Here is a 19,327-nt window from a genome sequence, read left to right as displayed (position 1 = left end):
AGATTATAGCTTCGCTCCCTATGCGTGTAAACACTTGCATGCGCTTTCACAAAAAATTTTTTTGCCACACGCTCCCACCCGATTAAAAGACAAAAAAACAGGCCGCAAAAGACTGAAGTCATTCCTTCAGCTTCCGCAGCCTGCTGTTAGATGTTCTGCTTGAATTCCTGTTCGATAAAAGTAGCCAGCCCTGCCGGCAGCTTGGCTTCGACTGCAATCGGAGCGCTTGTGACCGGGTGAACAAACGATAGCCGGTGCGCATGGAGCGCCTGCCCCGTCGCTTTACTTCGCTCGCCGCCGTAGAGGGTATCGCCGAGTAGGGGATGGCCGAGATGGGCAAAATGAACGCGAATTTGGTGGGTACGCCCCGTCTCCAGCCACGCTTCCACCAATGTCATCGACTCCGACCGCGCCAAAACTTTGTAGTGGGTAACGGCATTCTCGCCTTTGGCATGCACGCGGCGCCGCACCTTATGCAAAGGATCGCGTGCAATCGGGGCGTTGACCGCCCCCTCGTCAGAAGCAACAACTCCGCTCAAAACCGCCACATATTCTCGGCTGATCTTGTTGTCGCGCAGCAGACGGTCTGCCAGCTGGTGGGCGTAGCTGCTTTTGGCGATCAGCACGGTGCCCGATGTTTCCTTGTCCAGCCGATGGACCGGATGAGGAACAGCCGGCGCTCCTTTTGCCGCCCAATAAGCAGTCAGCACATGCACAAGCGTCTCATTTTGCCCTTCGCCGACTGGATGAACCATCATTCCGGCCGGTTTGTTGATAATGATGTATTCGTTATCCTCATACAGGACGTCGGGTGCTGGCAAATCCGGGTTCATCAGCAGCATCTGTGCCCCTGCACTTGCTGCCGGATCCGGTTTGTCTACTACCCGCACGCTGATTCGATCGCCCACTTTTACTTTCCGTCCCAAAAACGGGGTCTTTCTGTTCAACTGGATACCTTTGCTTCGGGTCAAACGCTGCAGCATTCTGCCAGACACCATCAATTTTTCCCGAATCACTTGCTCGACCGTTAGCTCGGTGTCCGCTTCCGTTGCCACATATTCCCGCCATCTGCTCTGACTCACAAAAAAACCCCTCACATCCGCGCATTTTTTCCCATTGTAGCGGATTGAGGGGCAAAACTCTAGTTTTTCAGGTTTTCTGGGTTCAACGCGAGCAGCTCCGGCAAAACGAACAGGCCGTCTTTGCGAATCAGCACGTCATCGAACCAAATTTCCCCGCCGCCGTAATCAGCGCGTTGGATATTGACCATATCCCAATGAACGACGCTGCGATTGCCATTGTCTGCGCTCTCGTAAGCCTGGCCAGGGGTAAAATGGAAGCTGCCGTCGATCTTTTCATCAAACAGGATGTCGCCCATCGGATGAAGGATGTACGGGTTAACGGCAATCGCAAATTCTCCGATGTAGCGGGAGCCTTCGTCGCTGTCGAGAATTTCGTTCAGACGCTTGGTGTCGCTGCCGACCGCTTCCACGACTTTTCCCGCTTCAAACGTGAGGCGGATGTTTTCGAACTTAGTGCCCATATAGACCGTCGCTGCATTGAAGGTGATCGTGCCGTTCACTGAGTCGCGCACAGGAGACGTATAGATTTCCCCGTCTGGAATGTTTCTTTCACCCGAGCAAATGACTGCAGGAATGCCTTTAATCGAGAAGGTCAGGTCTGTGCCCGGCCCCTTGATCTGCACTTTGTCCGTACGTTCCATCAGCGCTTTCAGCGGTTCAAACGCTTTGCCCATTTTGGCGTAGTCAAGCGAGCATACATCGAAATAAAAGTCCTCGAATGCAGCGGTTGGCTTTCCTGCGTTTTGCGCCATCGCAGCTGTTGGGAAGTTCAGCAAGGTCCACCGCTTGTTGTTGATGACCGGGTCCATGATCGGACGCATCCCCACTTGGTGAATGCGGCGCTTCTCCACAGGAACGTCAGCCATTTCACTGTCGTTCGTGAAGCCGTTGATCACGATATAAGCATCGATGTCAGCCATCATTTGCTCTTCCCATTTCCGCAGATTCGCCGTGCGCTCTTCGGACGTGCCCATCAAGATTTCCCGTTGGATCTGTGCGTCAATGTAGCGAACATACGGGTATCCGCCAACCGCGTAAGCTTGCTTGACCAACTCGCGGGCCAAGACGTGCCCTTCCCCGCGCACCTCAATCAAAAGACTTTCCTTCTCCTTCAGCTCTACGGAGTAAGCGACCAAATTTTCCGCCAGCTTGCTAATGCGTGGGTCCAACATCCCTCATAACCCCTTCCATCATTTCGGTTCTACTTCTTAGTCTAACACAGGTCAAGCCGTGGGTGAGTTCTCTCGCCACCGCAAAGCACCCAGCCTCTTTATTCTTTATTGTAAAAGAAATTTTCCTGCCAGACAAAATTTTCTTGCTTTTCATATTACAGTTGAGGTACGCTACTCCTTAAGCGAAATTGCCAATTATTTGTTGAAATGGAGGTTGGATCAATGTTCATTCCTGTCAAATCAATGTTGTAGGCGGTTCCCGTTCAGGGAGCTGCGATCTCCCTGAATATCCGTCAAGACGTTCTGATTGGCAGGATGCTTGATCCATCCGACGTTTCCATATGAATCGATATGGAGGCGAATGGCTCGATTGCTATCGTTCGATGGCAGGGTGAGCTTTCGCCTTTCGCATTTTCTGCTACACGTGGCAAGGGAATGCGACTAAACCGCGCACAAGGGATGGGTCTTGTATCTGATGACCGTTTTTTCCTTCGTGCGCGGTTTTGTTTTGAAAATATGTGAGTTATGGAGGTGGCCATGGTGAGCTGGCTAACATGGGATGTCAATCTGAAAGTACGCCTGCTGGGGGAAACACTCTTCCACGTCTGTTATTGGATGTTTTTCCCCTTTATGGCCCTTCATTTTAGTGAAGCGTTTGGCAAGGAAACAGCAGGCTTTCTGCTCATGCTTCCTCCGCTTCTCGGTGTGTATGCAAGCTTGATCGGCGGGCAAATGGCAGACCGCCTGGGGCGCCGCCCTACGATGCTGCTTGGCGCCGGTCTGCAAGCAGTAATGCTTGGTTTGTTTACGCTATCGAACTCCCCTTGGATCGACTATATCGCGTTTATCGGCCTTGGTGTTGGCGGGTCCTTCTACTGGCCTGCAAGCTCCGCAATGGTTGCAGACTTGACGCCGGAGGAGGATCGCCGCCACGTCTTCGCCACGTTCTACACGGCTATGAACGTTGGGGTGGTATTCGGTCCCGTTCTAGGCTCGTTCTTTTACATCTACTACCGCACGCCGCTTTTGATCGTCTGTACAGCGGTCACCTTGCTCTATACACTTGCCATTTTTTTCATCATCAAGGAGTCGCTACCGGGCGAGGTGAAAAACCAAGCTGCCCAGTCCCGTTCTACGTTTGGCCTGAAAGAGCAATGGCGTAGCTACTCCGTCATTTTCAGCGACAAGGTGTTTGCCCTCTACATCATCAGCGGAATTTTGATCGCGATCATCATGATGCAGCTCGACCTTTACATGGCCGTCTACATTAAGGAATATGTGCCTGTGCAGCCCTTGTTTAGCTGGGGTGATTTTTCCTTTATGATTGGCGGAACCAAGCTATTCGGCTGGATGGTCGGTCTGAACGGGCTGCTTGTGGTTTTGTTTACGCTGGTTGTGACCAACTGGACAGCAAGATGGAATGATCGTCGCGCCTTCATCATTTCGTCGATTATATTCGGACTCGGGATGGCAATGATGGGCTTGACGACAAATGTGTGGCTTCTGTTCGGCTGTATCGCCGTATTGACACTCGGAGAGCTGATCCGCACGCCTGTCGCCCAAAGCTTTGTCAGCAAATATGCGCCGGAAGACCAACGTGGGCAATACATGGGCGCGACTACGTTGCAATTTTCGATTGGTCGGTTTTTTGCCCCGTTGCTGATCACGGCGTCCCAGTGGATGCCACCGCTAGGGGTGTTTGGCATCATCCTGCTCTGCGGCCTCATTAGCGCGTATCTGTATGTTATCATGTTCCGCAAGCTTCCCGCGTCATTTGAAACAGGAGAGACGCATGGCAAGGGGACCACAGCGAGCATGTAAGCTTTGTTGGATCGGTTTTTATACAAAAAAGGGTTAGCGGCCATATGCCACTAACCCTTTTTTCGTTACTTGTTTTGCGGTGTAGCTGGTGCCACCGGCGGCGGCGTGCCTGGTGTTGACGGAGTGCTAGGTGCGGTCGTCGTACCTGGTGCAGTCGTCGTGCCTGGCGTCGTCGTCGTACCCGGAGCAGTCGTCGCACCTGGCGGCGTCGTCGTACCTGGCGGCGTCGTCGTATCCGGTGTAGTGGTAGTACTCGGCGTGGTCGTCGTACTATCAGCTGGTGGCACCGGCGCCACTTCCGGCATCAAATAATCCGTTTGTTGAAAACGCCCGCGCATCCACTGGTACGTATCGTCATAAACGGCGCGCGCTTGCGGCGAGTTGCTGCGGAACGCCTCCAACAAGCTTTTGGAACCGTAGTAATAGGCGTGAACTTTATCCTTATCGATACCCAGCTTGTGCCCGGCAATCAACTGGTTGTAATACGTCCGATAGAAGCGCATGTCCCGAACCATCCGCTCGTCGCCTTCCACCTCGATGCCCATCCCGTACTGATTGGCCACAGCCAAGGTTCCTTCCACCCGGTCAACCGGGATTTCCTTGTCGCTGTAAAAATTCGGCTGCAGGAACGCATAGTCAAAGCCAAGCGTTTTCCACTCAGTCAGCCCGGCAGCCCCAAAGTACGGAATCCAGTAAAAGCGCAACGAATTTTGGTGCACCATCGTGGAAGCGTCCCGGATCAATTCCCGCTCATGCGGCGCCCCGTCATCCACAAACTCATGGAACCAGTAGATTCCCTCCAGCTGCAGATACTTGAAGTCCGAGCTCTTCCAGCGCTTCATCATATCGTTGAAATACCATTCCAACGCCATTTTGCGGAACTTGTATGCCCGCTCATCGCCCACCTTGTCAGCTGCGAAGGAAAATGGGACCATATCACTGTATACTTGCCCAAAATTGTTTTGCGTCGGCGTCGGATACGGTAGTGTCAACACTACTTTTTCCTTCGTTGGATTGTTGACCAGCGTGCCGCGCCGTTCGTTGTATTCCCGCATCGCTTCATTCAGCGCGTCAAGCTGTCTGCCCCCCAGGAACAGGTCGTCGAGATACGCTTTCCAGCCTTTTTGCGTAGTCTGCAGGTTGGGGTATGGCAAAAACAGGATGCTGTCAAACATTTGGTCCAAGACTTTTCCGTCCTGTGAGATATACCCGACAAACGGGAGGAAGTCATCCTTCGTCCAAACCCCGCGCTCTGCATAGCCGCCTGAATACGCCAGCAGCATGTTTTGCAGTCGGTCACCCGCTTTTTGGTCTTCAAGCGATGTGCGCTCTTTGGCGGAACCAAGCAGGACTGGGGCAAGCGCAGCAGAGCCTGTTGATTGCGGTTCATCCGAACCCCAAATTTGCAAGTTGCGCGCGAATACGATCACCTTGACCGGGAACCGGACGCGCACATAGCTCGCCTCCATCTCCGGCAGACTGACCATCATGGTGTGGTTCATCGGCGTCAAGTCGGACGGAGAAAAATCATTGGTCACACTTCCCGCATACCACCAAACCTTCCCATCCTGGGACAGCTCGACCTCCATGCTGGGTGGCAGCTCGACACCTGACTTGCGCTCTTGACGGAACGTAAGCAGAATGTGCGAAATTCGCTTCGCCTCTGGCAAGGCCACCGTCACTTCCCGACCAATCTGGCGGAAATAGCCCGTCCATGCGTCTGATGGCTTGGTCAATCCGCCCACCGGTCCAGGGTACTTTTTCTCCATATCGCTCAAAAACGTATCGACAGGTCCTGTCGTCTGAATGGAAGTAAAACTATCAGGTCCGTAATTCGTATATCCTTCTTCCGCTAACCAGTTCGTCGGCAGCGAGTTTTTTTGTTCGGTCGATGCCGCTGCCTCCCCTTCTTTCGGGGCGCCGTCCGGGGTAATTTCCACTGGGATGGTTACACTTTTTTGCCCGACGGTAACCGTAATCGTCCCTTTCCCCGCTTTCGGTCCGGCAATAAACGTTCCGTCGGACAAGATCCGGCCAACCTCCGCCTGGTCAAAAGAAAAGATCGGAGAAAAATACAGCTTTTCGCCTTCCTTCGGCGTCACATGAATCTGTTCGCTCGTCCCTGCTACCATTGTCAGTTTGGTCTTGTCGACTTCAAAATCGACCTTGGCGAGCTTTGCCTGTCTAGCCGCGAAAATGCGGTCGGCAATGACGGCAGCATCTCCCCGTGAAACGACACGCGTCGGCGAAAAGAGGCCATTGTTCCCCTGCATCCATTTGATGGATGTAACAGCGGCTACCGCATCCTGAGCGTAATCAGCGATTTCTTGGTCATCTCGATATGTCACCGTCGCTGTGTCTTCCGAAGCTTTTTCCCCGGCCAGCCCCATCAACCGGTGGAGCACAACTGCCAGCTCTTGGCGTGTCATGCTGTCCCCGGCGCCGAATGTTGCCTCACTTCTTCCTTTGATGATTCCCGCTTCTGCCAAAGTGGCGACATAGGCTCCCTGCAGACCCCCATGCGGGACGTCCTCGAATTGCGGCTCAGCCTGTGCATTCGGTTGCAACCCAACTATTTTTGCCAGCAATGCAGCCGCATCCAATCGGGAAATCGGGTCGTTCGGCCGGAATTTCCCATCACCTTTTCCGTTCAAAAACTGGTTGGCTGCGAGCTGTTCCACCGCTTTGCGGGCATAGCTTCCAGACAAATCGGTAAAAAGAACAGGTGCGTTGACATTCAATTCAGACGTTGCATTTGGTGTTTCGTTTATCGTCACCGGAGAGGTGCCCTCTGCTGCCCAGGCCGAATTGGCCAAGAGCGCTGCGCATAAGCCAAGCGCTGCGAGTTTACCGGCGAGACGTGTTCCTCGTTTCATGGTTCCTCCTATTATCTGTAAAAAAACTGGTGGGCGTCGCTCATTTAGCGACGCCTCGCGTACACGCATCAATCATGGTCCAAACTGGTTTCAGGCCGTTGGATTCTCGGCGGCTTAGGGCCGAAAAACTGATAGAAATCCACCTTGATGTTGCCGTTGTACAGCTTCCGTTTTTTGCTCGCCTGACGGCCGAAAAACTGCTCAAACTGCTCGTCGGAGGTGATGACGTAATGTGACCACGTATCCAGCTTGCCGAATACCTGTCCCATTTCGCGGTAAAGGCGTTCCACCTCGCGACGTTCGCTCAGCCTTTCGCCGTATGGCGGGTTACAGATGATATATCCGTATTTTTTCTTCGTCCGCAGCTCGCTCATCGCCATCCGCTGGAAGTGGATTTGATCTTCGACGCCCGCTTCAAGTGCATTTTCACGGGCGATGTAGAGCACTTCCTCGTCAATGTCGGTCCCTACGATCTCGAGCTTTCGGTCATACTGGGCCAAGTCATGTGTTTCCGCACGTGCTTGGCGCCATACATCCTTGGGAATAATCGGCCAGCTCTCCGAGGCGAACTCGCGGTTCATTCCCGGGGCAATATTTTGTCCAATCAGCGCAGCTTCGATCGGAATCGTGCCGGACCCGCAAAACGGATCGATCAGCACCCGGTCCGGCTTCCAGCGCGACAACAGAATCAGCGCAGCCGCCATCGTTTCCTTCAATGGCGCAGTCCCGATCCGTTCACGGTATCCCCGTTTATGTAAACCTGTTCCGGAGGTATCGATCGTCAATGTTGCAATATCTTTCAGAAGCGCCACTTCAATCTTGAAGAGCGGCCCCTGCTCTTCGAACCAGTCTTGTTTGTACGTTTTCTTCAGGCTTTCCACCACTGCTTTTTTTACGATCGCCTGGCAGTCAGAAATGCTGAAGAGCGTTGATTTGACCGATTTTCCCTCCACAGGAAACGTTGCGTTCGCTGGAATCCAGTCGGACCACGGCAACGCCTTTGTTTGTTCAAACAGCTCGTCAAAGGTCGTCGCACGGAATTCCCCGATCTTCACACGAACGCGGTCTGCCGTGCGCAGCCACAGATTGGAGCGGGCAATCGCGGACAGGTCAGCGGTATACATGACTTTACCGTTCTCTACCTTGACGTCCGTATAGCCCAAATGTTTCACTTCTTCCGCAACAACCGACTCCAAACCAAAAGTGGCGGTGGCAATCAATTCGACTTTTTGCATACTCCATACTCCTGTCCTTGGGTGTGTTATCCCACTACTCACTATACCATGACTATCATACCCGAATGAAACCGTGCGTGGTACAATACTATGCAAGATAGTCTTTCATGAAAGGGAGTGAACAATGTGAGCATCCTGATCCGTTCTTATACGCTGGGCGATTTTGGCGGTCTTTTGGACGTGCAGCGAGAAGCATTCCCTCCGCCCTTCCCTGAAGAGCTTTGGTGGAGTCGCGAGCAAATCGCTTCCCATATCGAAACCTTTCCAGAAGGCGCGATGATTGCTGTACTCCCGGACGGAACCATCGCAGGATCGTCCACTTCGCTGATCATCCACTATGACGGAAAGCCACATACGTGGGCACAAGTCGCGGACAATGGGTATATACGCAAAAGTCACCAGCCTGATGGAGACAGCTTGTACGGCATCGATGTATGCGTGCGGCCAACGTTTCGCAAATTTGGCGTAGCCAAAGCTTTATACGAGGCACGCAAGCAATTGGTCACACAATTGGGCCTCAAACGTTTTCTCGCGGGATGCCGCATTCCCGGCTATCATCAACATGCTGCTCACATGAGCGATCAAGAGTATGTGGAGCGGGTCGTCAAAGGCGAACTTTACGATCAAGTGCTCAGCTTTATGTTGAAGCAGGGCCTGACCCCGATTCAGATTCTCGAAAACTATGTAGAAGACGAGGAATCTCTCAACAAAGCCGTTTTGGTGGAATGGAGAAATCCCGATATAAAGGAGTGAGCCGCTTACGATGGCAAAGACGACAATCGGTTCCGTACAATATGAAATCGGTCCGCTGAAAACAAAAGCAGCATTCTGGGACCAAGTAAACGCGCATGTGCGAACAGCAAAAGAAAACGGAGTCAACCTGCTGATGTTTCCCGAGTACCTGACCGGCCATCTGTTGGCATTGGAACCGGAGATGAGCACACCGGATGCGTGCGCATATCTGGATCGACACACCGACGAATATATGACTACCTTTACCGAAATCAGCCGTCAGACGGGTATGACGATTCTCGGCGGAACCCATATCCATAAAGAAAATGACGGCTATCTGAATACGGCGTTCCTATTCTTCCCGGACGGCCGGATCGAGCGCCAGACCAAGATTCACCCGACACCGGAAGAACGCCGCACATGGTTCCTGACAGCCGGTGACAGCTACAGCGTGTATGATACCGAACACGGCAAGCTGGCCATCCAAATTTGCTATGACATCGAATTTCCGGAAGGTTCGCGCATCGTCGCCGACATGGGAGCCGAAATCATTTTGTGCCCATCCTATACGGATACCGCAGCTGGGTATTGGCGCGTGCGTCATTGCTCCCAAGCCCGTGCGATCGAAAACCAGCTGTTCGTGGTGCTGGGCGGCATCGTCGGCGAGCTGCCGCACGTTCCGCAAATCGACGCCGGCTACTGCCAAGCAGGCTTCTTTGCGCCAAGCGACCACCCCTTCCCGGCAAGTGGTACGCTGGCAGTCGGGGAAACCAATAAAAACAGCGTGATCATCCATACGCTCGATTTGGAGTTGATTCAGGAGAATCGCAAAAATGGCGGTGTCTCCCCTTATTTTGACCGTAAAACCGCCTTGTACGACCGCTATCGGACGACTTCCAAGGCATAAGAAAAGCGGATGTGTCCCCGATTTTTCCGAGGCGCATCCGCTTGCTTTTTTTATCGCTCTTTTCGCATATATACTTGTTCCATCGATGGAGTGAAACCAGCAGAAGCAAGTGACTGGACAACCCGCTCCTTCGATGCCGGTAAGTTAAACGTCGTGCGTTTGCACGCCACATCCCACGGGGCGAATGCGTGCGACAATGCGAGACGTACGATATCGTCTGCCTGTACATGTCCTGGCCGCACTTCGCACTGAAGTAAGCTGACCTGCAGCGGTTTGCCCGATTCATCAAAGCTCCGCTTGTATATGGCGTAGCCAACCTCTTGTCCGTCCGCATTCAGCACAATTAGCGATTCCCCGTCCCGAACGCCCTGCCATTGGGTCTGCCATGGATGCAACGTGTCAGAGAAGCTGAGATGACGCACATCCTGCGGAATGCCGTGCTTCACCGTAAAAGGCAGCTTCTTGGCGTCGGCAAACGGATTGGTCTCAAACGCTTCGGTATTTTGCAAGAAAAGCAGCTGATCGATGATCTCATAGCCCATTTGTTGATACAGTGCGATCGCTTTCTCGTTTTGACGAAATGCTTCGAGAATCGCCACATCGATGCCAGCTTCCTCATACAGCGCCATCAGCGCTTTCATCATTTCCCGTCCGACACCTTGCTTGCGGTACGCGGATGCCACACCTGTCCCGCCGTTCCACGCTACTTTTTTCCCGTCAATCGTGCGGACACCGCTCAAGATCAACCCGACTGGCTGATCGTCATGGAAAGCCACAATGGATAAATCCGATGACAAGCCTTCATACGCAAAACGGGTAATAAATCGGTCAACCGTCGTCGTCGCATCAAAAAAATAGCCTTCAAAGCCTTTGTTCCATGCCTCCACTGCTTGAAGAAACGTGCATTCGCTCAATTTTTTGATCGTAACCACTGCAAATTCCCCCGATAAAATAAATTTTATCAACTGATTTCACTTTAATCTAAATTGTCAAAAAACGCAACTCCCCTGCTTGCTTTTTTTTTACAGGTTTGTTTATAACTTCACAGTAGCCAAATAGAGGGGGTTCGTTCTATTCTGTATGAAAACTTGCCTGCACCAATATCGGCTAAGCATTGTCATCACCGCTTATCTGTATAAAAATAGTAGCAGACAAATGACAAGCTATTAGGAGAACACGTAGCATGAATAAAAGTGTCTTGATCATTGACGATGACAAGGAGATCGTGGATCTTCTGGATGTTTACTTGCGGAATGAAGGTTATGACATTCATAAGGCTTATGACGGTGAAGAAGCGTTGACCAAGCTCGCTGGGGAGCGAATCGATGTCATGGTGCTGGATGTGATGATGCCCAAGCTAAACGGGCTGGAGGTATGCAAGCAAGTGCGCAAAACCTCGAATATCCCTATTCTCATGCTGAGCGCCAAGGCGGAGGACATGGACAAGATCATCGGCTTGATGACAGGCGCCGACGATTACATGATCAAGCCTTTTAATCCGTTGGAACTGGTTGTGCGCGTCAAAGCCTTGCTGCGGCGCGCCTCCTTCCAAAGCAGCGCGCCACAGGTAAACAGCGCGGATTGCATTCGGATTCATTCGTTGGAAATCAGCAAAAAAAACCATACGGTCAAAGTGGAAAACGAGTTCATCAAGCTGACATCGATTGAATTCGATATTTTGTACCTACTTGCTAGCCATCCTGGCCGGGTGTACAGCTCCGATGAGATTTTTGAACTGGTGTGGAAAGAAAACGGCGCGGGCTTGAGCAAAACAGTAATGGTTCATATCAGCAACTTGCGGGAAAAGCTGGAAGAAGCGACAAACGGGGAGAAGCTGATCCAAACCGTTTGGGGCGTGGGGTACAAAATTGAAAAATAACCAGCTAGGCTTCCTGCTCTTACTGCCCAAATGGCGCATCATCCGCATGCTGGTCCTTTCCATTGGCCTGACAGCGTTGACAATCAGCCTGATGTATCGCATCGTGCTCAGCTTCATCGACAGCTCCATTACACTAAGTGGTTTGCTTGATGCGTTCATTAGCCTTGTCGGCGCGGGAAAATTTTATCAGCTGACCGAATCGCTCGGTGTCACCTTGCTGTATTACTTGTTTCTGTTCAGCGTATTTTTATTTTACCTGTATCTGTTTTACCGATATGAGAAACGCAAGTATGAGGAGCGCTGCCTGCAGCAGTTGATCACCGAAATTGGTTTCATTGCAGACGGCCATTTCGATCACCAGGTCTGCATCACCACGCACGGCAACGAGCATACCAAGCAGCTGGCGAAAGACATCAATCGTCTTGTCGCCCAGCTGAAGCTGGCTGTTGAGGAAGAACGACGCTCCGAGCAAGCGAAAAACGACCTGATCACCAACGTGTCGCACGACTTGCGCACGCCTTTGACCTCGATTATCGGCTACCTTGGGCTCATCGAGCAAGACCGTTATAAAGACGAGCTGGAGCTGCGTTATTACATTCAGATCGCCTATCAAAAAGTCACGCGTTTAAACACGCTGATCAATGACTTGTTCGAATACACGCGCGTACAAAATACCGGTCTCGCAATCACCAAAATCCCGATCAACATGGCCGAGATGCTGGGCCAGCTGATCGTCCAGTTCCGCCTGCAGCTGCAAGAGGCGCAGATGGAATGCCGCTCCGAAGTCTCCATGGACAAGCTGATGGTGCTTGGGGACAGCAACAAGCTGGCGCGCGTATTCGAGAATTTACTGCAAAACGCCATCCGCTACGGAAAAAACGGCGGTTATGTCGACGTATCTGCCCGCGAAGAGGACGAGCATATCGTCATCGATGTGACCAACTATGGCGAACCAATCCCCAGCATCGACTTGCCGCACATTTTTGAGCGCTTTTACCGCATTGAAAAATCGCGTTCAGAGTACACCGGGGGAACTGGCCTGGGGCTTGCGATCGCCAAGGGCATCATCGACTTGCATGAAGGCAGCATCACCGCCTACAGCGATTCGGAAAAAACGATCTTTACCGTTAAATTGAAGAGTCTGAATGGATCCGCCCCTTCCTAAAAAGGGGCTAATTTTTATTTAGAAAAATCTTTAGGTTTTCTTTACTTTTTCTTTCCGCCTTCTTGTACTTTGACTTTTATACTGTTCCAGTATGGAGCAAAGCGATTTTTTACAAGAAGGAGTTCAAGAGCATGCAATTTTCTACTAGGCGCTTATTCCTTTTCATCCTCGTTATCGTCATCTTGTTTGTTACCGTTCGCCATTGGCGTGAAAATACACCTACTGTCGTCGCCAAAGCAGCTGTTCTCATGGACGCCAACAACGGGAAGCTGCTCTATTCCCTCAATAGCGACACTCCCTTGCCGCCTGCGAGCATGTCCAAAATGATGACGGAATACATTGTCTTGGGGAAAATTCATGACGGATCGCTCAAATGGGATGACCGCGTTCCGATCACAAATGCACGGCTCGAGGAGGAAGCAGCCAAAATCGCCGTACATCATGGAGACACCTTAACCATCCACGATCTTTATCAGGCTATGGTCATCTCGTCTGCAAACAATGCAGCTGTGACGCTTGCGGAAGAGATTGCGGGCAGTGAGTCCAACTTCGCGGAGCTGATGAACCAGAAAGCGAAAGAATTGGGGTTGTCCGACGATGCGCACTTTGTGAATGCAACCGGTTTAGAAGGCACGCAATCGACCGTGATGACCGCCCATGACGTCGCACAGCTCGCCTACCGCTTGATCAACGATTACCCGGAAGTGTTGGAGACGACGCGGCTGTCCTCCTCCCAACTCGATTACGATGGAATCCGCGTGACCAGCACCAACATGATGCTCACGTCCAACAATCCCGATATCCAATTTGAAGGAGTAGACGGCCTCAAGACAGGTTATACCAACCAAGCCGGCTATTGTTTTGCAGGAACGGCCAAACTCGGAAACAAGCGGCTGATTTCGGTCGTCATGGGTGCATCTGATGAGACGGCACGATTTATCGAGACAAAGAAGCTGCTCGCGTACGGCTTTGAAAAATGGTACATTCCACCGTTTCTCACCAACATCCATCAGTTTATCAATACGTACATCAGACACGTGGGCGTATAGAGCGCCACATCGCCCATTCACGCTTTGTTCACTCTTCCCGATCGTGGTATGATCATTTCAAATCAACACGAACGTTAGAAACAAAGAGGGACGACAACATGTATTCCAATCGACGTATTTTACTGTTTAGCGGCGGCAATCTGGGCGACTGGGCCGTAACGGATATTCAGGCCGACGATGTTCTGGTGGGAATCGACCGCGGGGCGCTCTTTTTGGTCCGACGCGGCCTTCCCCCCCATTTTGCCTTGGGTGATTTCGACTCGGTTACCGCAGAAGAACTGCAGGAAATCAAAAACAGCTGCCCGGAGCTGGACGCCTGCGATCCGATCATGAAGGATCTGACCGATACAGAGATGGGCTTTTTCTGGGCACTTGAGCATCGGCCTCGGGAAATCGTAATGCTTGGCGTGCTCGGCACCCGCTTCGACCATAGCCTGGCGAATGTGCATCTGCTACGCATCGCCCTGGAGCAAGGCATCCCGTGCCGCATCGTCGACGAAACCAACGAGCTGCTTTTGATCGATCGCACGGTGCAGCTTCGCAAAAGCCGCTTCTCCCACGTATCACTCCTGCCGCTCACCATGGATGTGACGGGAATTACGCTCACAGGCTTTCAATACCCGCTGCACAAGGCGACTCTCACCATCGGACAGTCGCTTGGCATCAGCAATGTGCTGGTTGCCGATATGGGGACGGTAGAGATCGACAGCGGCTATCTGCTTGTCATTCAAAGCCGTGATTAACCTCTTTACATGCAAAAAAGCATTCCGCTCCACCGCTGTCATGTGGAAGGGGATGCTTTTTTGCTTTTAGTCTTACTGCCGATACCCAATTTCAGCAAATAGCGTTTTCAGTTCCTTTGGCTCGAGATTGCGCCATGTCCCTTTTTTCAAGTTGCCTAGCTGGATGTTCATGATCCGCACGCGCTTCAACCGCTTTACCTGGTAGCCAAACGCTTCGCACATGCGCCGGATTTGCCGATTCAACCCTTGTGTCAGGATGATTTGGAAGACATACTCATCCACCTGCTGAACCTTGCAGCGCTTGGTGACCGTCCCCAAAATTTTGACGCCAGAGGCCATGCCGCGCAAAAACTCGGGCGTAATGCGCTTGTCCACCGTGACAATGTACTCTTTTTCATGATTGTTCTCGGCGCGCAAAATTTTGTTCACGATGTCCCCGTCATTGGTCATCAAAATCAGGCCTTCCGAATCCTTATCCAGCCGCCCGATCGGGAAAATGCGCTCTCGGTGGTTGACGAAATCGACGATATTACCCTGAATGTGCTGCTCTGTCGTACATGTGATGCCGACAGGCTTGTGCACGGCGATGTAGACCGGCGCTTTTTTCACACCGATCGGTTTGCCGTCAACTCGTACATCGTCACCCGGTTCTGCCTGGCTACCCAGATCGGCAATAACCCCGTTGATGGTCACCCGCTTGCTTTCGATCCACTTGTCCGCTTCCCGCCTCGAACAGATACCCGTTTCGCTAATAAATTTGTTGATCCTCATAGGAAGCTTTTCACCTTCTTCGTCTTAGCCTTGCAAAAACGGTCATAACCGTTTTCCCCCTCTCATCGGGGGACAAAAGTGCTGACCGCAAGCGGTCACATTCAATCTAATGAAAAACGTCGAGACGTTTTTCATAAAAAAAATACAATCGATAGAAGCTATTTTGGCGTTTCTCTGTTATGATTTCAGGGAGCAAACTCAGCTGCGCCAAGCTTATGATACAAGAATGCATGAGGAAGTGATTGTTGTGCCAACCGCTTTGGCGGAGGAGGGGCAAACTTCCCTCCGCACCAAAATTTCTATCATTCTCACTTTAGCATTGCCTGCCATGACGGAGCAAATCCTGCAGGCACTGGTCGGCTTCGTCGATATTTTGTTCGTTTCCCGGCTGGGCAGTGTTGAGGTAGCCGCTGCCGGCGTCGCCAACGCGTTCATGTCGGTTTATATGGCCGTTAGCCTGGCGATGGGGGTATCCGCCTCCTCTCTGATTACCCGCAGCATTGGGGCTGGAGATTATGAACGGGCGCGCGGGATTGCCCGGCAATCGATCTTTTTGGCCGTCCTGTTAGGCATTTTGTTCGGGATCATCACGTTTCTCTTTGCCGAACCGTTACTTCAACTGATGGGGGCAGAACCCACTGTGCTCAAGGATGGAGCCGCCTACTTCCGAATTGTCGGAATTCCCACTATTTTTATGTCGATCATGATTATCGCCGGCAGCATCATTCGAGCGAGTGGAGATACCAAAACGCCGATGAAAGTCAGCCTGTGGGTCAATTTGATCCACATTCCGTTCGATTATGTATTTATTTACGGAATCGGCCAATTCGCAGGTCTAGGGGTAGCCGGTGCAGCGTGTGCGACAGTCCTCGCCCGCGCGATCGGCAGCGTTGCCTTGCTGTATTCGCTGAAAAAATCCGATCTCGCCATTTTCTCCAAGCATCCGAATGACCATCCGTATACCAAAAGCCCGTTTACCGTGCCGATTCTCAAGCTGTCTACACCGGTCATGATCGAGCGACTCTTGATGCGGTTCGGCGTCATTCTCTATTACAGCTTGATCATCAATATCGGCACCAACGCCTATGCGGCCCATATGATCGCCTCCAACATGGAAATGATGGTGGTGCTGGCTGGTGTCGGCTTCGAGGTAGCCACCTCAATCCTGGTTGGGCAGCTGGTGGGCGCGAAAAGGTTCTCTGAATCGCGATCCTATGCCTTTCTCAACATGGGCTTAGCGACTTGTTTGATGACGATCGTGGGCATCTTGCTCTTTGTGCTCGCTCCCCTGATCGCTTCCTTCTTTACCACTGACCCGGTGATTGCCAACATGGTCGTGATCGCCCTGCGCTTTATGGCCGCCTATCAGCCTGGACTGGCGTTGCTGTTGATTCTCACCAGCTCGCTGCAAGGATCCGGCGATACGAAGACACCGATGTACAGCACCTTCATCGGCATGTGGCTGGTGCGGATGGCCTGCATCTATCTACTCGGAATCCACATGGGTTGGGGCATTACCGGCGTATGGCTGGGCATTACCCTTGATGTGTATGTCCGGGCCCTCTTCCTATTCTTCCGCTTCCACAGCCGCTTCCGCAAAATGACTATGGCAGAAGTAAAAGGCATCCCCGCATAGGAGATGCCTTTTTTATGTTCTACAGAGCAACCGCGGCTCCGCCAAAAAGCATGGCGTAGCCAGGTTTTCTAATCAAGCTTGCTTATGCTTTCTTTCTGAAGAAGCCGATGATCGCGACGAGCAGAGCCAAACCTGCAAGCACGGTTGGCAGCGTATTGCTGCTTCCGCCAGTTTGTGCGGCTGCTTGAGCTGGCGCTGCCGTTTGCGCAGCCCCATGATCATCCTCGCCCGCACCTGCATTCACGGTCGTAACCGATGCCGGCGTTTTGGAATCTTTGTCACCGGTCCACTCGACCGTTTCCCCGTCTGCATACGTTTGATACGCTTTCCATGTTAATGAGCCCGTTTCCTTCGGATTGGCGCCAACGAACGCGAACTCCATGAACTCGTGAGACTTGATGCCTCCCGCTGTCGCCGTCCACGTGATGGCTTTGTTCCGTCCCTCCGAGTCCTTCTCGAATGCATAGTCCCACCCAGGAATCGGCATTACCGTGCTAACTTTTACATTATCCGGGAATTCCAGACGCACTTTCGTGGTGTTCACATCTTTTTCAACCGGCACGCGGACGGTGTATTTTTCATAAGCTCCGGTCGTCGTTTCTTTCGGGTATACATTCACATGCGCTTGCGCTGTAGTAGCCAGTGTCAAAATAGCGCCCGTCAACAGAATGCTGCTCAACCATTTTTGTACTTTCATTTCGATTCCCCCTGTTTGTATTCAACATGTTGATGATCGTGCGCAGCGGCAGGAAGCGGATATTGCGTTTGACTCATCCATACGCCTGCCAACAGAGCGATCAGCCCCAAGATTGTTTCTACGCGTAAAAGCGTCTGTTTCAAAGATTCGCCTCCACGCCAGCTTCGTGTCTGGCGCCAAGCGAGGAAAAGCATAGCAGCCACTGCAAGCAGCTTGCCAAGCAGCAGACAGCTCCATGTTCCGGTACTGCCGATAATGCTGGAAAAATCGGTTTGGATCATAAGCAAAACCGCACCGGACGCCAATGTGCAGAAAGCTGCAACCGCCACCAAGCGCAGGAAAAATGCTTTGAACGGCGCATTTTCACGCTTGCCTTGCACGCTGATCAACACCAGGTAAAACAGGGCTCCTAGCCAGAGCGACACGGTCAAAACATGCATAACGCGCGCAATGATCGATAGTGCCAGCGGTTCGATTCCCCACACATGACCGCCCAATGCCTGAACCGTCACGACCAGCAGCCACATGGTGATGTACCACCCTGTTTCCATTCTCGGAATTGCCGTAAGCAGCAGGAGCAACGTCGATACGAGAATCATGACGGCGAACGGCGATTGCCCAAGCAGCCCCCAGTCGCCATTCAGCAGCGCTTTCGTAAGATTGACTTCCGGCAAAGTCGCCTCATACAGCAGCCACAGCATAAGCATGCCAAGCAATGGCAGCAACCAGCTGTACATCATGTTTTTGCCCAGTATCTCCCGGAAGGACGGAAGCGAATGCTTGGCTGCCCGCCATGAGACAAAAACCAGCCCGCCCATTAACAAGATCATTCCTTGCGTCACATATCGGGTAATAATCAAGAACAGGCTGTTCAGCGATGCTGCGTATTTCGCATTCGGGTTTTCATTCGGCGCTTTCACACTCGCGCTTTTGACGCCGACGGAAAACAGCAGCGTATCTTTGACCGGATGACCGTCCTCCGAAACGACCGACCATACAACCGTATAGGAGCCCTGCGCCAGTGTGGGCAGATCGGCGTAAACCGTGGATGCATCGCCGCGCTGCAGCTTCGGCTTTTCAATGCTAATTTCATTTGCGTTCCAATCGTACAAACGGATGGAAACTAAACCTGGCTCCAACGTTTCAGTGAAACGCAACGTAATTTTCGTCGGCGCAGCTTTGACAATCTCCCCGTTTTTCGGGCTTGTTCCCACCAAGCCGGCATGTGCCGATACGCTTGGCGTCTGTAAGCACAGGAGAAAAAGGATAGCGAACGAGAGAACCATCCTGATGTGTTTCATCGCCATCACCACCATCCGTCTCATCTTTTCCTTTACGATCATAGCAAATTACCCGTTCGGTTCGTATGGCCCAACCGGGCTATAAACCCCATCTAGAATTCGTCCACTTTGTTACAAGCTGGGCGATTTTCAGGCGGACAAAGAAAAAACAACCAGGATTCCTGGTTGTTCAGATTGTCGAGAAACCCCATGTTATTTGGGGGTTTCTCTTCTTGTTAAGTGGATTTTTACACGAACCGCTTATCCATTTTGGACATTCTG

General features: G+C 52.0%; 16 protein-coding genes. 8 read left to right on the top strand and 8 right to left on the bottom strand.

The genetic code is table 11. From position 1 onward, the window contains the following. Positions 1–146 precede the first annotated feature (146 nt). Both EDM56_RS24260 and EDM56_RS24255 read right to left on the bottom strand, forming a co-directional pair. Positions 147–1,082 carry an RluA family pseudouridine synthase gene (locus EDM56_RS24260; RefSeq protein WP_122920519.1) on the bottom strand — a complete coding sequence of 312 codons (936 nt, stop codon included), beginning with the start codon at positions 1,080–1,082 and terminating at the stop codon, positions 147–149. 59 nt (positions 1,083–1,141) lie between these two features. Continuing rightward, positions 1,142–2,254 (bottom strand): aminopeptidase, encoded by a 1,113-nt coding sequence (locus tag EDM56_RS24255; RefSeq protein ID WP_122920518.1) that lies wholly within the window; start codon positions 2,252–2,254, stop codon positions 1,142–1,144. Positions 2,255–2,794: 540 nt separating this feature from the next. Between EDM56_RS24255 and EDM56_RS24250 the strand changes: the two genes are divergently transcribed. Next, the gene (locus EDM56_RS24250) at positions 2,795–4,075 is read left to right on the top strand and encodes an MDR family MFS transporter (protein ID WP_122920619.1); all 1,281 of its coding nucleotides are present in this window, start codon (positions 2,795–2,797) and stop codon (positions 4,073–4,075) included. Positions 4,076–4,140: 65 nt separating this feature from the next. On the opposite strand, the gene EDM56_RS24240 is transcribed toward EDM56_RS24250, so the two are convergent. Together EDM56_RS24240 and EDM56_RS24235 are read right to left on the bottom strand one after the other, a co-directional pair. After that, complete coding sequence (locus EDM56_RS24240) at positions 4,141–6,951, bottom strand: DUF4855 domain-containing protein (RefSeq protein WP_221176002.1); 2,811 nt, start codon at positions 6,949–6,951, stop codon at positions 4,141–4,143. A 68-nt stretch (positions 6,952–7,019) separates the two neighbouring features. Then, the gene (locus tag EDM56_RS24235) at positions 7,020–8,186 is read right to left on the bottom strand and encodes a THUMP domain-containing class I SAM-dependent RNA methyltransferase (RefSeq protein WP_122920517.1); all 1,167 of its coding nucleotides are present in this window, start codon (positions 8,184–8,186) and stop codon (positions 7,020–7,022) included. Positions 8,187–8,312: 126 nt separating this feature from the next. On the opposite strand from EDM56_RS24235, the gene EDM56_RS24230 reads away from it, so the two are divergent. Beyond that, entirely contained in the window at positions 8,313–8,939 is a 627-nt protein-coding gene (locus tag EDM56_RS24230) for a GNAT family N-acetyltransferase (RefSeq protein ID WP_122920516.1), read from the top strand. A 10-nt stretch (positions 8,940–8,949) separates the two neighbouring features. Further along, on the top strand, positions 8,950–9,825 hold the full coding sequence (locus EDM56_RS24225; protein ID WP_122920515.1) for a carbon-nitrogen hydrolase family protein: 876 nt from the start codon (positions 8,950–8,952) through the stop codon (positions 9,823–9,825). A 50-nt stretch (positions 9,826–9,875) separates the two neighbouring features. Here EDM56_RS24225 and EDM56_RS24220 read toward each other — a convergent pair whose 3' ends face one another. Beyond that, on the bottom strand, positions 9,876–10,757 hold the full coding sequence (locus tag EDM56_RS24220; RefSeq protein WP_246009520.1) for a GNAT family N-acetyltransferase: 882 nt from the start codon (positions 10,755–10,757) through the stop codon (positions 9,876–9,878). Positions 10,758–11,008: 251 nt separating this feature from the next. On the opposite strand from EDM56_RS24220, the gene EDM56_RS24215 reads away from it, so the two are divergent. The 4 genes from EDM56_RS24215 (at position 11,009) to EDM56_RS24200 (ending at position 14,661) form a co-directional block, all read left to right on the top strand. Continuing rightward, on the top strand, positions 11,009–11,704 hold the full coding sequence (locus EDM56_RS24215; RefSeq protein WP_122920514.1) for a response regulator transcription factor: 696 nt from the start codon (positions 11,009–11,011) through the stop codon (positions 11,702–11,704). Then, complete coding sequence (locus EDM56_RS24210) at positions 11,694–12,869, top strand: sensor histidine kinase (protein ID WP_425456357.1); 1,176 nt, start codon at positions 11,694–11,696, stop codon at positions 12,867–12,869. Before EDM56_RS24215 ends, EDM56_RS24210 begins: the two co-directional genes overlap by 11 nt. A 131-nt stretch (positions 12,870–13,000) precedes the next feature. Next, positions 13,001–13,918 carry a D-alanyl-D-alanine carboxypeptidase family protein gene (locus EDM56_RS24205; RefSeq protein ID WP_122920513.1) on the top strand — a complete coding sequence of 306 codons (918 nt, stop codon included), beginning with the start codon at positions 13,001–13,003 and terminating at the stop codon, positions 13,916–13,918. Positions 13,919–14,016: 98 nt separating this feature from the next. Beyond that, complete coding sequence (locus tag EDM56_RS24200) at positions 14,017–14,661, top strand: thiamine diphosphokinase (protein ID WP_122920512.1); 645 nt, start codon at positions 14,017–14,019, stop codon at positions 14,659–14,661. A gap of 72 nt (positions 14,662–14,733) precedes the next feature. Here EDM56_RS24200 and rluF read toward each other — a convergent pair whose 3' ends face one another. Further along, positions 14,734–15,432 (bottom strand): 23S rRNA pseudouridine(2604) synthase RluF, encoded by a 699-nt coding sequence (gene rluF, locus EDM56_RS24195; RefSeq protein ID WP_122920511.1) that lies wholly within the window; start codon positions 15,430–15,432, stop codon positions 14,734–14,736. Between the two features lie 247 nt (positions 15,433–15,679). Here rluF and EDM56_RS24190 point away from each other — a divergent pair, with 247 nt between their 5' ends. Next, positions 15,680–17,068 carry an MATE family efflux transporter gene (locus EDM56_RS24190; protein WP_246009519.1) on the top strand — a complete coding sequence of 463 codons (1,389 nt, stop codon included), beginning with the start codon at positions 15,680–15,682 and terminating at the stop codon, positions 17,066–17,068. Between the two features lie 82 nt (positions 17,069–17,150). Here EDM56_RS24190 and EDM56_RS24185 read toward each other — a convergent pair whose 3' ends face one another. Beyond that, a complete protein-coding gene (locus EDM56_RS24185; RefSeq protein ID WP_122920510.1) occupies positions 17,151–17,765 on the bottom strand; it encodes a YcnI family copper-binding membrane protein in 615 nt (204 codons plus the stop codon). Next, on the bottom strand, positions 17,762–19,066 hold the full coding sequence (locus EDM56_RS24180) for a copper resistance CopC/CopD family protein (RefSeq protein ID WP_246009518.1): 1,305 nt from the start codon (positions 19,064–19,066) through the stop codon (positions 17,762–17,764). Before EDM56_RS24180 ends, EDM56_RS24185 begins: the two co-directional genes overlap by 4 nt. Positions 19,067–19,327 lie beyond the last annotated feature (261 nt).

The organism is Brevibacillus fluminis (assembly GCF_003710825.1).
GTDB lineage: Bacteria > Bacillota > Bacilli > Brevibacillales > Brevibacillaceae > Brevibacillus_D > Brevibacillus_D fluminis.
The sequence above is the reverse complement of the archived record's forward strand: the minus strand, read 5'-3'. Positions and strand labels throughout refer to the sequence as shown.

Bases quoted from the DNA above. Each gene is read 5' to 3' on its own strand.
- EDM56_RS24255 (WP_122920518.1), bottom strand. From the start codon at position 2,254: ATGTTGGACCCACGCATTAGCAAGCTGGCGGAAAATTTGGTCGCTTAC.
- EDM56_RS24240 (WP_221176002.1), bottom strand. From the start codon at position 6,951: ATGAAACGAGGAACACGTCTCGCCGGTAAACTCGCAGCGCTTGGCTTA.
- EDM56_RS24235 (WP_122920517.1), bottom strand. From the start codon at position 8,186: ATGCAAAAAGTCGAATTGATTGCCACCGCCACTTTTGGTTTGGAGTCG.
- EDM56_RS24225 (WP_122920515.1), top strand. From the start codon at position 8,950: ATGGCAAAGACGACAATCGGTTCCGTACAATATGAAATCGGTCCGCTG.
- EDM56_RS24215 (WP_122920514.1), top strand. From the start codon at position 11,009: ATGAATAAAAGTGTCTTGATCATTGACGATGACAAGGAGATCGTGGAT.
- EDM56_RS24205 (WP_122920513.1), top strand. From the start codon at position 13,001: ATGCAATTTTCTACTAGGCGCTTATTCCTTTTCATCCTCGTTATCGTC.
- EDM56_RS24200 (WP_122920512.1), top strand. From the start codon at position 14,017: ATGTATTCCAATCGACGTATTTTACTGTTTAGCGGCGGCAATCTGGGC.
- rluF (WP_122920511.1), bottom strand. From the start codon at position 15,432: ATGAGGATCAACAAATTTATTAGCGAAACGGGTATCTGTTCGAGGCGG.
- EDM56_RS24185 (WP_122920510.1), bottom strand. From the start codon at position 17,765: ATGAAAGTACAAAAATGGTTGAGCAGCATTCTGTTGACGGGCGCTATT.
- EDM56_RS24180 (WP_246009518.1), bottom strand. From the start codon at position 19,066: ATGAAACACATCAGGATGGTTCTCTCGTTCGCTATCCTTTTTCTCCTG.